This is a genomic window from Aequorivita sp. IT1183 (assembly GCF_058068265.1).
Genome location: NZ_JBYRHS010000003.1, coordinates 111,530 through 125,473, shown reverse-complemented (window position 1 = coordinate 125,473; position 13,944 = coordinate 111,530). Strand labels below are relative to the sequence as shown.

Below are 13,944 nucleotides of genomic sequence, written 5' to 3'. Positions count from 1 at the left end.
TTTCGAAAAAAACATAGTACAAAGATGTGAATTATGAGGCTAAAAATGTGGTAATTATGATTTATTTATCAATCAAGTTTCAACAGAAAATCTACAGTATCTACACCATCGGCATAATCCCATAATTCTGGGTTTTGGGCTTTTCCAAAAGGAATTTCATTTGGAATTTCTGCTTTCGAAACGATACATTGAATGTTTAATTCGTTCTTTTTCAATTCTTTTTTTAAACTTTCCAAAGAGGTATATTTTTCATAAAATACTATCGAGATAGGTGAGGAGAAGCCAGTGTCTTCCTTCAGTAGCATAAATTCATTGTCTAATAATGGAAAGCTATCCATTAAATAAACTGCCTTGTTATAATCGTAATTGTTGATGTATTTGTGATTGTGAATTATTTCTTTCCAACTGTACATTGCTTTAAAAAACGGTTCGAAATCGTAGTTTTCGGGAATGTATATTTTTGAAACATTGCGACAGCCAAGTCCAAAATAGCGGAAAATATCGTCTGCTAGTACTATTAATTCTTCTTCAGTTTCATTGCCTGTTAAGACCGCGACTGAATTTCGGTTTTTTCGAATAATATTCGGGTATTTCCCAAAATAATAATCAAAGTAGCGCGCCGTGTTATTGCTTCCCGTGGCGATTACAGCATCAAAGTTTTGAAGTCTTCCTTCTGTAAATTCAATGTAATTTTTAAATTCTGGTTCAATAGAAATTAAATGGTTTGCAAGAAATGGCAATAGCGCTTTATCGTTAGATGAAAGTTTTGCCAAAACTTTATTCCCAGTAATTAGCACAGATAGAAAATCGTGGAAACCTACCAAAGGAACGTTTCCGGCCATAATAATTGCAACGGTTTTTTCACCATTCGCTGTGGCTTTTGACGATGCCGAATCGGTTTCTTCAAAGTTATATTTTGAAATCCATTGCGTCAAGTTTTCTTCCGAAAGCGCTTGTCCCCAACTTCTTAATGCAAAATTTATATTTTCTTGATTGAACCAACCATTTTCTGCTTCAGCCTTTTTCAGAATGTTATAAATTTCTATTTTGTCTTCTCCCAAAGGTTCAGGATTGTTGGCAATTTCAAGGAGAAATTTTCCTAAATTGATAAAAGCGTTAATTTTGTCTTTTAATTGCATACTTCTTTTGGTGTTACCCTTTATAGGCATTAAATTTGCACAAAGTTAGAAAAAGTAAATACCATGGCAATTATTATAACGGACGAATGTATAAACTGCGGTGCTTGCGAGCCTGAATGCCCTAATACAGCTATCTATGAAGGTGCAGATGATTGGCGTTACGCTGATGGCACAGATTTAGAAGGCAAAGTTGTACTGCCAAACGGAAAACAAGTGGATGCCAATGAGGCACAGGAGCCGGTGAGCGATGAAATTTATTTTATCGTAGCAGATAAATGTACCGAATGTAAAGGTTTTCACGATGAACCGCAATGTGCGGCCGTATGTCCAGTAGATTGCTGCGTACCAGATGATGAACACGTAGAGTCTGAAGAAGTATTATTAGCGAAGCAAGCATTTATGCACAAAGGTTAATTGATTTATTAAAAACATTCTAATATAAAATCGCCCCTCAAACGTAAGTTTGAAGGGCGATTTTCATTGTGAGTAATTATAAATGTGAAATATTAAAAATTGTAATTAACACGAGCATAATAGAAAGCACCGCCAAATCCCATTTGCACAGAATCCCAATATCCACCGCCTTCTGTCCAGTCATCTTGCTGGTCTGGATAAACATTGAAAAGGTTGTTTGATCCAACATTCAATTTTATATTATCTGAAATCTCAAAACCTAAATTAAGATCTGTCACAAATTTTGATGAATACGTATCTGTGGCAGCTATAATTTGATTTTCAAAACCGCCATAATCGCCAGCAGATTCAAACATTTGGAAATCTAAAAGTTTAACTTCACTAAAACGTGTTGCGGTTAAAGCAGCATTAAACCACTTTCTTTCATAAGTTAAGATTCCAACCAGTTTACTTTCTGGAGCTGAAGCTAATAAAAATGCTTTATCTCTTTCCCCGAAAAATGTTTGCTCGGCCAAAATACCATTATTAACATGTGTAATAGCCATATTGTTGAAATTCGCCAGAACAGATACGCCCATAGTGTTATCATCAAAATTGTCTTTATACGTCAAAACCACATCAAGTCCTGTGGTTTCTGTATCTACACCATTCACGAAAAATTGTGCAGAATCTACATTATCAATTTGTGGAGCAGGGAAATTTCCTGTTAAAACAATTCGATCTCTAACGTCTATATAATAAAGATCGGCAGTAGCTGTGAATTTTGAAAAGTTAGCTGTGAAACCCAAGCTGGCGTTGGTGGATGTTTCTTCTTTCAACTGTCCAATACCAAAAGAAGCCGTAACTGGGCTATTGTTTGGAGATAATAATTGATCGCTTGCAACGCCACCAATAAAATTGGTAAACCTCAGGTTGTAATACTTCTGTGCTAATGAAGGAGCTCTAAAGCCAGTACTAATGGAACCTCTAGCGTTTATATTTTCGGTAGCTTTATAACGCATTGCAAGTTTTCCGTTAATAGTGCTTCCAAAATCGCTGTAATTTTCAAAACGTCCGGCAGCACTTATTAAAAAGGCTTCGCTTAAATCGAATTCCCCATCAGCATATATTGAAACGTTAGAACGGCTTCTGTCCACCTCATTCGCTGGGCCATATCCCGGAAAACCTTGAGAACCACCTGGTCTTAATATTTGGTTACCATCATCATCTAAAATAGGGTTGCCATCGTTGTCTCTATAAATTACTATGTCGGCTTCGGGTGTATTAGCATTTACAGCAACTCCGTTAACATCGTACGTTGCATATGAGCCTTCTTCACCTGCGAAAATTTTAAAATTTTCCGTTCTATATTCTGCCCCAAAGGCTAGGTTCATTCCGCTTAAAACGTCATCGTAATATTTTGAAAAGTCTAAATTCACTGTATTCTGCGACAATGTATGTCCACCAGCATCGAACTCATTGGGAGACCGATCTACCAAAGAAGCATTTAGCGTCCCTTTTATATAGTAGTGAAAATTGTTAATTCCGTAAGCGTTGCTAATATCTATTTTCCAACCAGTATCTGTTTCGGTTTTAACACCTGCAACTACTGAATTGTCTGTGATTATTGAAGTAATTCGCGGCGTGTAACCATTTGGGTAAATTGATTCAACAACCCGATTACCATCATTTCTGGTGAATGCGTATGCATCGGTATCTCTATAATTTCTACCTCCGAATGCATAAATTTCAGTTTTTTCTCCAACGGGAATTCCAACATTTCCCATTAAATTGAAACCTTCGATGGCTGCTTCACCAAACCCTTTTCTGAAATCGAAAGTAGGTCGTAATGTTTTATTTTTATTAATATATTCAGTTGTAAAATTCGCAAAACCACCTTTTTCGCCAATAGCAAAGCCATAGTTAGCACCAAATTTTACTGAACCTCCATCAAAACTTTTATCTTTTCCAATTGCATTTCCGTCTTTATCTGTATCAAGACGAAAACCATCTGTATTCCATAAACCGTAATCGCCATCGGTAAAAGCGCTTGTGTCTACATCTGCATTATTGCTGTAAGCTCCATAGGAAACACTTCCGGTTAATTCATCTACATTGTCTTTAAGAACTATGTTTATAACACCTGCAATAGCATCACTACCGTATTGTGCTGCGGCTCCATCGCGTAAAACCTCTATTCTTTTAATGGAGCTCGCTGGGATTGCGTTTAAATCTGTACCCGTGTTACCACGACCTCGTGTTCCAAAAACATTTATTAACGAAGATTGGTGTCTTCTTTTACCATTTATTAGAACCAAAGTTTGGTCTGGTCCTAAACCTCGAAGAGAAGCGGGGTCAATATGGTCTGCACCGTCTGAACCTGATTGTTTGCTAGCGTTAAAAGATGGCGCTGCGTATTGTAAAAGTTCGTTTATTTCTACTTTACCTACTTGTAAGGTTGTGTTTTCTACGTCTATTACGTCTATTGGAACCGCAGAATTTACTACTGTTCTTTTTGGGCTACGTGAACCCACGAGCATAACATCTGCTAAGGATTCTCCTTCAGTAAGTGTAACTTGAATATTAGTTTGCCCGTCTACTTCAATTTCTTGGGTATTAAAACCAACGTAGCTAAAGGTTAACGTGGCATTTTCTTTTACCTCAATTTTAAAAACACCGTCTATAGATGTTGTAGTTCCATTTAAAGTTCCTTTTTCAACCACATTCACAAAGGAAAGCGGGATTCCAGAGTCATCGGTTACCGTACCGGAAACGTTTACTTGCGAGAATGCAAAACCGCAAATAAAAAATAATAAAAGTGTAATTTTTTTCATTGGTTGTTGTTTTTAATGTTAGTTAATTGTTAAAGTTAGCTAAATAATTTATTGTTTGGGCTGTTTTAGATTCAATTTATAAACAAGGTTTTGCACATAAATTTGAAGGACATAGCGCTAACGAATTATCTAACATAACAACCACACAGTATATTTAATGGGGAAAGGTTTAAAAAAATTCAAAAAAAAATCCGCCCCAATTAAGGGGCGGATTTTACTTATGCAATAATCAAAGTTATTTAATCTGTTTTCAATTTTGCCATTCCATCAGGTCTTTTTGTTAACTCAGCTCTTCTTGCTTCAAGTTCCTTTTGTTGCGCCATTAATTTTTCTTGACGCAATTTTTCGGCTTCTTTAGCAGATTTTTCTTTTAGTTCTGCAATATTTTTAGCAAGTTCTGCTTCCTGTTGTTGCTTAATCGCTATTTGCTGGTTTTGGTTTGCAAGATCATAAGATACATCGTCCTTTACCATTTGTGTAGCAATATCTTTTTTCTTTACAACTTCAGACGATTGATCTTGCTTATCTGTACCTTCAACTTGAATCGTTTCACTATCTATTTCAGTCTGCTCCATTACCTTTACCTTCACATCAGTTCCCTTTTGGGTTACTTTTTTTACAGTGGTAGTAGATTGAACATCCTTGTTTACTTGGGCGTTAATTGCCGTTATACTTATAAAAGCTAAGGCAAAACTTAAAATTACTTTTTTCATAATTATTGGTTATTTACGGTTTACCGAGTAAAAATAACCCTATTATCGTTAAACTCCTGTGAATTAATAGTGAAATAAAACCTAAACTTTTTCTTGAAAGCATTTAAATCAAACATTGATAGTCTGCTTTGAAGATGTATATTTGCACCCTCGTAAACCGAAGCAATTTTATGTGCGGTTTGCCCTTAAAAAAATATATTAGATGAAAGCAGGTATCGTAGGATTGCCAAACGTTGGAAAATCCACTCTTTTTAATTGTTTGTCGAATGCAAAAGCGCAGAGTGCAAATTTTCCATTCTGTACTATTGAACCAAACATAGGTGTTGTAAATGTGCCAGACGGCCGTTTATTAAAACTTGAAGAATTAGTAAAACCCGAACGTGTTCTTCCTGCAACAGTTGAAATAGTTGACATTGCAGGTCTTGTAAAAGGAGCAAGTAAAGGTGAGGGCCTTGGTAACCAATTTTTGAGCAACATTCGCGAAACAGATGCAATTCTACACGTTTTGCGTTGTTTTGATGACGATAATATTATTCACGTTGATGGTAATGTAAACCCAATTCGCGATAAAGAAACTATCGATATTGAGCTTCAATTGAAAGATTTGGAGACTGTCGACAAAAAGCTTGAAAAGGTTAAACGTGCCGCTCGTACCGGAAATAAAGAAGCTCAAAAAGAAGAAACGGCACTTTTAAAAGTGAAGTCTGGATTAGAAGCTGGTATTTCTGTTCGTGCAATAGCATTAACCGATGAAGAACGCGAAGAATATATTGTAAACGCGCAATTTATTACAGACAAACCAGTAATGTATGTTTGTAATGTAGATGAAAATTCTGCAGCAACTGGAAATGCCTACGTTGAAAAAGTGAGAGAAGCCGTTGCCGGAGAAAATGCTGAAGTTTTAGTTTTGGCAGTTGGTACAGAAGCAGATATTACCGAATTGGAAACCTTCGATGAGCGCCAAATGTTTTTAGAAGATTTAGGACTTGACGAAGCTGGTTCTGCAAAATTGATTCGTAGCGCTTATAAATTATTAAATCTTCAAACCTATTTTACCGCAGGAGTGAAAGAAGTTCGCGCTTGGACAATTCCCGTTGGTTCTACTGCGCCACAAGCCGCTGGGGTAATCCATACAGATTTTGAAAAAGGCTTTATTCGTGCTGAAGTTATTAAATATGACGATTTCGTAACTTTTGGAAGCGAGGCCAAAGTAAAAGAAGCTGGAAAAATGGGCGTAGAAGGGAAGGAATACATCGTAAAAGATGGCGATGTAATGCATTTCCGTTTCAACGTTTAAAGAGAGACTAGATATTAGATTTGAGACGTGAGATTTAAGAAAATTAAAAATTTACTTTTTATCTCACGTCTCAAATTTCACCTCTAAAAAGTATATCTAAAAGCCATTCCGTTATAGCTGTCTCCGTTGAAACTAGTTCCGGAGCTTGGATAAATATCTACATTTTCCATTTTCTTTTTATGTAGCTCTGGAATTAATATTCCTGTACCGGCACCTAATACATATCCTACTAAAACATCAGTTAAAAAATGTTGCCCGGCTTCAATTCTTAAAAGACCTACTGCTGCGGGAAGTGTAGCGGCACCTGCCCAAACAAATACTTTTCCACTTGCATCTGGGTTAAAATCGCTGTAAGCTTTTGCCGCAAAAAAGGTTGCTGTTGCAGTTGCAGCTACATGTCCAGAATAAAAGGATCGCTGCCCATTGTTTTTAAAACGTCTATCTTCACTAGTATCGCCACTGTTATCATAAACATAAGGACGACTTCTATCTACTAATCCAGCGGTAATGGTGTAAAGTGCAGCAGTTGTTGCCAAACTTTCAATATATAACCCAATATACTGCCCCGTATGATCGTTAATTTCATCGTCAAAAAGAAGTGCGAAAGGCGCTACAAATGACAGGGCAAAAGGAATATCGCTCATTGCACTAGCATTTTCGTTATGTTTTCCAGCAGCCCATTGATCTAAAAAATTCAATTTATCAATCTTTTTTTGAAGGCTAACTTCATCTAAAAATTGTGCGCGATCGGCAATTGGTAAATCCTTTTTATCTTGGATAAGTATGAGTCCGTAAGCACTGGCGCCAAGAGCTGTTCCTGTCCAAATTCCATCGCGGACCCATTTCCATTCGTAGGGAGAGTCGCTTTTTTGTGTTTGTAAACCTGTTTCCACTTTTGGCTGAAAACTATTTTGGGTAGAAATTTGCTGATAATTTTGACTGCTAACTATAACTGAATCAGAAACTGAACGTCCAATTCGTTGAGAATTAGTTGTAGTATTGTTTAATGTGTCAGTGGTGGTTGGCACAGATTGCTGCGCATAAAAATTTGCTGTAGCAAATATTGCGAATAGTAGGATGGTTTTTTTCATATACGGATAAAGGTATGAGTTTGTGAAATCGAAAAAATTCAATTTAACATTTCCATAAGAAGAATTTACCGTAGTATTTGCAATTGGTTATTCGTACAACCGCAATTTTTTTTGAAGTAAATTCATTTCCTTTTCCATTCTATTTATGCGCTTCAGCATTTGTTTAATGGCGTCCAATCCTTCGAAATTAATACCTAAATCGTTATGTAGTCGAAACATACGCTCAATTTCCGAAATGTCCTTTTCGTCAATAAAAGCATCGTTTTGCTTCTCTTCAAAAGTAATGAGTCCAAACTCGTGAAGCCTTTCTATAAAAGCATCTTCAATTTGCGTGTGTTTGCAGTAGTGACTTACTAAAATATATTTTTCTCTAGCCATTATCTCAGTTTTGAAAGTTCATAAAACAGTTCTTTTTCTTTATCTGAAAGGTTTTTCGGAAGTTCAATTTTGTAAGTAATATAAAGATCGCCGTGTTGATCTTCCTTTTTATATTTTGGCAATCCTTTACCTTTCAGTTTAACTTTAGTGTCGCTTTGGGTTTCTGGTTTCACTTTTAATTTTACCGCACCGTTTAAGGTTTCAACAGTTATTTCTCCACCCAATAATGCGTTGTAAAGACTTATGTTTTCAGTTTTGTAAATATCGCTGCCCATTCTTTTAAAAGCTGTATTGTTGAAAATTTCGAAAGTAATTAATAAATCGCCTTTTGGGCCTCCATTCAATCCTTCGCCACCGTAGCCTTTTATTTTAATGGTCTGCCCATCTTCAACGCCAGCTGGGATTGTAAGTCTTATTTTTTTATCGCCAATACTAATAGTCTGTTTTTGGCTTTCTAAAATATCGGTTAAGTTTAAACGAAGGGTAGCGTTCATATCCTGACCTTTAAATTGCGAAGTTTGCCTTCTGCCACCACCTCCGCTAAAACCGCCACCGCCGCCAAACATCGATTCAAAAAAGTCTGAAAACTGACTTTCATCAAAACCTTGTCCTCCGCCTGAATAAGATCGTTGTCCGCCAAAGCCTTGCGAACCTTGCTGCTGTCTATTTTTTTTAAAAGTATCGGCGTGCTGCCAGTCTTTACCGTATTGGTCGTACTTTTTACGTTTTTCAGCATCACTTAAAACTTCGTTCGCTTCGTTTATCTTCTGAAATTTTTCTTGTGCAGTTTTATCATTCGGATTTAAATCTGGGTGTAGTTTTCTGGCAAGTTTGCGATAGGCTTTTTTAATATCGGCTGCTGTCGCACTTTTGTCCAGCCCAAGAACTTTGTAGTAGTCTATAAATTCCATTTAAGGTTTTTTGTTTAAGTGTTGAAATTATAAAAAGAATTGGAGCAATTCTATGAGAAGGATCATTAATTCACAAAAATTTAGCAGTCTCCCTAACCCCGAAAGGGGAACTATTGCCTAAATTCCTACACTTTGAGAAGGTTGGAGGGGACCTTACACTCTTTGGAGTTATGGAAACATTTTACTAACAATCATTTTCATTTTATTGTTAATTACTTTCCCAAGTATTGGTTTCACAAGTGCTCGCGTATATTTATATTAGCCACCCTACACCCAATCTTATGTCCGATACACAATATACCGAAGACAACATACGCTCGCTCGACTGGAAAGAGCATATCCGGATGCGCCCAGGGATGTATATCGGGAAGCTCGGAGACGGCTCTTCGCCCGATGACGGTATCTATATTCTTCTAAAAGAAGTTATAGATAACTGTATTGATGAATTTGTAATGGGCGCTGGAAAAACCATCGAAGTGCGCATTAAAGATAAAGAAGTGAAAGTTCGCGATTACGGTCGTGGAATTCCTCTCGGTAAAGTGATCGACGTAGTTTCGAAAATGAACACGGGAGGGAAGTACGACAGCCGTGCTTTTAAGAAATCTGTCGGTTTGAATGGGGTTGGTACCAAAGCGGTAAATGCACTTTCATCCTTTTTCCAAGTAGAATCTATTCGCGACAATCAAATGAAAGTTGCAGAGTTTTCTTTGGGTGAACTTACAAACGACCTCGCAATTGAAGAATCGACAAAGCGAAAAGGGACAAAAGTAGTTTTTATTCCGGACGAAAGTATTTTTAAAAACTTCAAATACCGCACAGAATATGTGCGAAAAATGCTGAAAAACTACGTCTATCTCAATCCGGGACTGACGATAGATTTTAATGGCGAAAAGTTTTATTCTGAAAATGGATTGAAAGATCTTTTGCAGGAAACTATTAGCGATGAAGATATGGCTTACCCGATTATTCACCTTCGCGGGGAAGATATCGAAGTGGCGATAACGCATAGTAAAACGCAATATAGCGAGGAATATCACAGTTTTGTAAACGGACAGAATACAACCCAAGGTGGTACGCATTTAGCTGCTTTTCGCGAAGCATTAGTAAAAACCATTCGTGAATTTTACAACAAGAATTATGATGCCAGCGATGTGCGAAAAAGTATAGTTTCAGCAGTTAGCATTAAAGTTACAGAACCCGTTTTTGAAAGTCAGACAAAAACGAAGCTTGGCTCAACAGATATGGGTGGCGGACTGCCAACGGTTCGTACGTTTATAAATGATTTCCTCAAAACACAGCTCGATAATTATCTTCATAAAAACCCAGAGGCGGCTGATGGAATTCAGCGTAAAATAGTACAAGCCGAACGTGAGCGAAAGGAACTAAGTGGAATAAGAAAACTCGCCAAAGACCGCGCTAAAAAAGCAAGTCTTCACAATAAAAAATTGCGCGATTGCCGCGTGCATCTTGCAGATATTAAAAATGAAAGAAACTTAGAATCTACTTTGTTTATTACCGAGGGAGATTCTGCGAGTGGTAGTATTACCAAAAGTCGCGATGTAAATACGCAAGCAGTTTTTTCACTTCGTGGAAAACCGTTGAATACATACGGAATGACCAAGAAAATTGTTTACGAAAATGAAGAATTCAATCTTTTGCAAGCTGCACTAAACATTGAAGATTCGATGGAAGATTTGCGATACAATAACATCGTAATTGCAACAGATGCCGATGTGGACGGAATGCACATTCGATTATTGCTAATTACATTCTTTCTTCAATTTTTCCCTGAATTAATAAAAGAGGGACATTTGTATATTTTGCAAACGCCGCTATTTCGCGTTCGAAATAAGAAGAAAACTATCTATTGCTATTCCGAAGAGGAGCGAAGAGACGCGATGGAAGAATTAAAGCCAAAACCAGAAATAACCCGCTTTAAAGGTTTGGGTGAGATTTCGCCGGATGAGTTTGTGCATTTTATAGGAAACGACATTCGTTTAGATCCTGTAATGCTGGACAAATCTATGAGCATTGAAGAATTACTTTCGTTTTATATGGGAAAAAACACGCCCGATAGACAGGAGTTTATTATTGAAAATTTGAAGGTGGAATTGGATCGAGTGGAAGAATAATTAATGTAGGCTCGCGATTTATCGCGTGCAATTGGCAATATATCGTGTGCCAATCGTGAAAATAAACCTTTGTGAATCTCTGTGAAACCTCTGCGCAACTCTGCGTAATAGCTATAGTACAGAGGTTCACAAAGAACCACAGAGTTTCACAGAGGAAAAAAATAGAAAATAAAGAATACAGAATATAAATGAGTGACGAACTCGACAATAACGAAGAACAACAAAACACAGGCCCAGATTATTTGGGTGTAAACGACGATACTTCTGGTGAAACCATTAAAAAGGTAACCGGAATGTACCGCGACTGGTTTTTGGATTATGCCAGCTACGTAATCCTGGAACGTGCTGTACCTGCAATTGAAGACGGTTTTAAGCCTGTTCAGCGTCGTATAATGCAGTCCATGAAAGACTTGGACGATGGGCGCTACAACAAAGTTGCAAACATTGTTGGGCATACCATGCAATACCACCCGCACGGGGATGCCAGTATTGCCGATGCCATGGTGCAAATTGGACAAAAAGATTTATTAATAGATACTCAAGGTAACTGGGGAAACATTCTAACAGGCGACAGCGCTGCGGCTTCGCGATATATTGAAGCCCGGATTTCAAAGTTTGGTTTGGATGTGGTTTACAACCCAAAAGTCACCAAATGGCAAGCTTCGTATGACGGTCGTAGAAAGGAACCGATTAATCTTCCAGTAAAGTTCCCGTTGCTTTTAAATCAAGGTGGGGAAGGGATTGCAGTTGGACTTTCAACTAAAATACTTCCGCATAATTTTCTTGAACTTATTGATGCTTCAATTAAGCATTTGCAAGGCAAAAAATTTCAGATTTATCCAGATTTCCCTACGGGTGGAATTATGGATGTTGCCAATTATAATGATGGTATGCGAGGAGGAAAAATCCGAAGTCGTGCAAGAATTAACCAGCTTGATAAAAACACACTCGTAATTACCGAAATTCCCTTTGGAACCAATACTTCATCGCTGATTGATACTATTCTGAAAGCGAATGAAAAGGGGAAAATAAAAATTAAGAAAATAGAGGATAATACCGCTGCTGAGGTTGAAATCCAAATCCATTTACCCAGCGGAATTTCACCTGACAAAACCATTGATGCGCTTTATGCTTTCACGGCTTGTGAGTCGTCTATTTCGCCTTTGGGCTGTGTAATTCAGGATAATAGACCGTTGTTTGTTGGTGTTTCGGAAATGCTTCGCGTAAGTACCGATCGCACGGTTGAGCTTCTTAAAAGCGAACTTCAAATTCAATTAGATGAATTGGAAGAGCAGTGGCACTTTGCTTCTTTGGAACGCATTTTCATTGAAAACAGAATTTACCGCGACATAGAAGAGGAAGAAACTTGGGAGGGGGTAATTGCCGCGATAGATAAAGGTTTGAAACCGCATACCCAACATTTAAAGCGAGCTGTAACCGAAGAAGACATTGTGCGTTTAACTGAAATTCGAATTAAAAGAATTTCTAAATTCGATATTGATAAAGCACAACAAAAGATTGATGCGCTGGAAGATAGCATCGCTCAGATAAAGCATCACTTAGCACATTTAATTGAGTATTCAATCGACTATTTTAAACGACTGAAAAAAGATTATGGCGCTGGAAAGGAACGTAAAACAGAGATCAGAACCTTTGATGATATTGAAGCTACCAAAGTTGTAATCAGAAATACAAAACTCTACGTAAATCGCGCAGAAGGTTTTGTAGGTACGAGTTTAAAACGCGATGAATACGTTACTGATTGCAGCGATATTGACGATATTATTGTCTTCACAGAAGATGGTACAATGATGGTTACCAGAGTGGACGCCAAAACTTTTATTGGTAAAAATATTATTCACGTGGCTATCTTTAAAAAGAAAGACAAGCGCACCATTTATAATATGGTGTATCGCGACGGAGCACGTGGCGCAAATTACGTGAAACGTTTTGCAGTAACATCTACTACGCGCGATAGAGAATACGATATGACCAATGGAAATAAAGGCTCTAAAGCGCTTTATTTTACAGCGAATCCGAATGGGGAAGCTGAGGTTGTAACCATATTTTTACGCCAAAGCGGAAGTATTAAAAAGCTAAAATTCGATTTAGATTTTGCCGATCAATTAGTGAAAGGAAGAAATTCAAAAGGGAATATTGTCACTAAATATTCTATCAGAAAAATTGAATTGAAAGAGAAGGGACTTTCCACGCTAAAGCCTCGTAAAATATGGTTCGACGATTCTGTACAACGTTTAAATGTGGACGATAGAGGTGAGCTTTTAGGTGAATTTCGCAAAGAAGATAGATTGCTTATCGTAAACCAAAAAGGTATTGTAAAAACCGTAATCCCAGACATTCAGCTTCGTTTTGATGATGATGTAATTATTCTTGAAAAGTGGGACCCTAAAAAGCCGTTGAGCGCTATTTATTGGGCAGGCGAAAAGGAGTTGTTTTATGTAAAGCGTTTCTTAGTAGAGCATCCTGATAGAGATGAAACAATTATTTCGGATCACCCCAATTCATATTTAGAAAAAATATTTACCGATTACCGTCCAATGGCCGAAGTGATATTCGCCAAAAAAAGAGGGCAGGATAGGGAAGAAAACTTAGAACTAAATCTGGAAGAGTTTATCGCGATTAAAGGAATTGCAGCGATGGGGAATCAGCTTACAAAAGATAAAGTTTTGGAAATAAACGCCATGGAATCTTTGCCATACGTGCCGCCATCACCAGTAGAACCTGAAGAAATAGATGTTGTTGATGAAGAAGATTTAGCTTCAGAAGATGAAAATTCACAGGATGAAACTGATTCAGATAAAGAAGACGATTCAAAAACAGGCGAAGGCGGGCAGGGGTCGTTGTTTTAACTCTTCAAAAAAACATTAGAAATTCTCACTTTCAACCACCAAACCTTTTGATTTTCAAAAGAAAAACATTATTTTTGCACCCCTCTTAGCGACGAGTCAAGAATAAGAGCTATTAAAACAAAACAAAAAGAACCCTTCTGTGGGATAGTCGCATTAAAATCTTGTAACAAAGCAGAATACAAAACA

General features: G+C 37.3%; 10 protein-coding genes. 4 read left to right on the top strand and 6 right to left on the bottom strand.

The window, feature by feature from the left end:
* Positions 1 to 68: 68 nt before the first annotated feature.
* Positions 69 to 1,139, bottom strand: a complete 1,071-nt coding sequence (locus AC3RVF_RS06195; protein ID WP_489693001.1) for an acyl-CoA reductase — start codon at positions 1,137 to 1,139, stop codon at positions 69 to 71.
* 63 nt (positions 1,140 to 1,202) lie between these two features.
* On the opposite strand from AC3RVF_RS06195, the gene AC3RVF_RS06190 reads away from it, so the two are divergent.
* Complete coding sequence (locus AC3RVF_RS06190) at positions 1,203 to 1,553, top strand: 4Fe-4S binding protein (RefSeq protein ID WP_489689809.1); 351 nt, start codon at positions 1,203 to 1,205, stop codon at positions 1,551 to 1,553.
* Between the two features lie 92 nt (positions 1,554 to 1,645).
* On the opposite strand, the gene AC3RVF_RS06185 is transcribed toward AC3RVF_RS06190, so the two are convergent.
* Entirely contained in the window at positions 1,646 to 4,366 is a 2,721-nt protein-coding gene (locus AC3RVF_RS06185; RefSeq protein ID WP_489693000.1) for a TonB-dependent receptor, read from the bottom strand.
* Between the two features lie 239 nt (positions 4,367 to 4,605).
* Positions 4,606 to 5,079, bottom strand: a complete 474-nt coding sequence (locus tag AC3RVF_RS06180; RefSeq protein WP_489689811.1) for a hypothetical protein — start codon at positions 5,077 to 5,079, stop codon at positions 4,606 to 4,608.
* A 202-nt stretch (positions 5,080 to 5,281) separates the two neighbouring features.
* On the opposite strand from AC3RVF_RS06180, the gene ychF reads away from it, so the two are divergent.
* Entirely contained in the window at positions 5,282 to 6,376 is a 1,095-nt protein-coding gene (gene ychF / locus AC3RVF_RS06175) for a redox-regulated ATPase YchF (protein WP_489692999.1), read from the top strand.
* An 83-nt stretch (positions 6,377 to 6,459) separates the two neighbouring features.
* Here ychF and AC3RVF_RS06170 read toward each other — a convergent pair whose 3' ends face one another.
* From AC3RVF_RS06170 to AC3RVF_RS06160, 3 genes are all read right to left on the bottom strand, one after another.
* Positions 6,460 to 7,467: a phosphatase PAP2 family protein gene (locus tag AC3RVF_RS06170; RefSeq protein ID WP_489692998.1), complete on the bottom strand. Its 1,008-nt coding sequence runs from the start codon at positions 7,465 to 7,467 to the stop codon at positions 6,460 to 6,462.
* Between the two features lie 87 nt (positions 7,468 to 7,554).
* Positions 7,555 to 7,845, bottom strand: coding sequence for a chaperone modulator CbpM (locus AC3RVF_RS06165; protein WP_489689814.1), 291 nt, complete (start codon positions 7,843 to 7,845; stop codon positions 7,555 to 7,557).
* Entirely contained in the window at positions 7,845 to 8,756 is a 912-nt protein-coding gene (locus tag AC3RVF_RS06160; protein ID WP_489692997.1) for a DnaJ C-terminal domain-containing protein, read from the bottom strand. The genes AC3RVF_RS06165 and AC3RVF_RS06160 overlap by 1 nt, the downstream gene beginning before the upstream one ends.
* A 281-nt stretch (positions 8,757 to 9,037) precedes the next feature.
* Between AC3RVF_RS06160 and AC3RVF_RS06155 the strand changes: the two genes are divergently transcribed.
* The gene (locus AC3RVF_RS06155) at positions 9,038 to 10,888 is read left to right on the top strand and encodes a DNA topoisomerase IV subunit B (RefSeq protein WP_489692996.1); all 1,851 of its coding nucleotides are present in this window, start codon (positions 9,038 to 9,040) and stop codon (positions 10,886 to 10,888) included.
* Positions 10,889 to 11,076: 188 nt separating this feature from the next.
* Complete coding sequence (locus tag AC3RVF_RS06150; RefSeq protein WP_489692995.1) at positions 11,077 to 13,758, top strand: DNA gyrase/topoisomerase IV subunit A; 2,682 nt, start codon at positions 11,077 to 11,079, stop codon at positions 13,756 to 13,758.
* The last annotated feature ends 186 nt before the right edge of the window (positions 13,759 to 13,944 follow it).

Bases quoted from the DNA above. Each gene is read 5' to 3' on its own strand.
- AC3RVF_RS06185 (WP_489693000.1), bottom strand. From the start codon at position 4,366: ATGAAAAAAATTACACTTTTATTATTTTTTATTTGCGGTTTTGCATTC.
- AC3RVF_RS06165 (WP_489689814.1), bottom strand. From the start codon at position 7,845: ATGGCTAGAGAAAAATATATTTTAGTAAGTCACTACTGCAAACACACG.
- ychF (WP_489692999.1), top strand. From the start codon at position 5,282: ATGAAAGCAGGTATCGTAGGATTGCCAAACGTTGGAAAATCCACTCTT.
- AC3RVF_RS06170 (WP_489692998.1), bottom strand. From the start codon at position 7,467: ATGAAAAAAACCATCCTACTATTCGCAATATTTGCTACAGCAAATTTT.
- AC3RVF_RS06195 (WP_489693001.1), bottom strand. From the start codon at position 1,139: ATGCAATTAAAAGACAAAATTAACGCTTTTATCAATTTAGGAAAATTT.
- AC3RVF_RS06190 (WP_489689809.1), top strand. From the start codon at position 1,203: ATGGCAATTATTATAACGGACGAATGTATAAACTGCGGTGCTTGCGAG.
- AC3RVF_RS06160 (WP_489692997.1), bottom strand. From the start codon at position 8,756: ATGGAATTTATAGACTACTACAAAGTTCTTGGGCTGGACAAAAGTGCG.
- AC3RVF_RS06180 (WP_489689811.1), bottom strand. From the start codon at position 5,079: ATGAAAAAAGTAATTTTAAGTTTTGCCTTAGCTTTTATAAGTATAACG.
- AC3RVF_RS06155 (WP_489692996.1), top strand. From the start codon at position 9,038: ATGTCCGATACACAATATACCGAAGACAACATACGCTCGCTCGACTGG.
- AC3RVF_RS06150 (WP_489692995.1), top strand. From the start codon at position 11,077: ATGAGTGACGAACTCGACAATAACGAAGAACAACAAAACACAGGCCCA.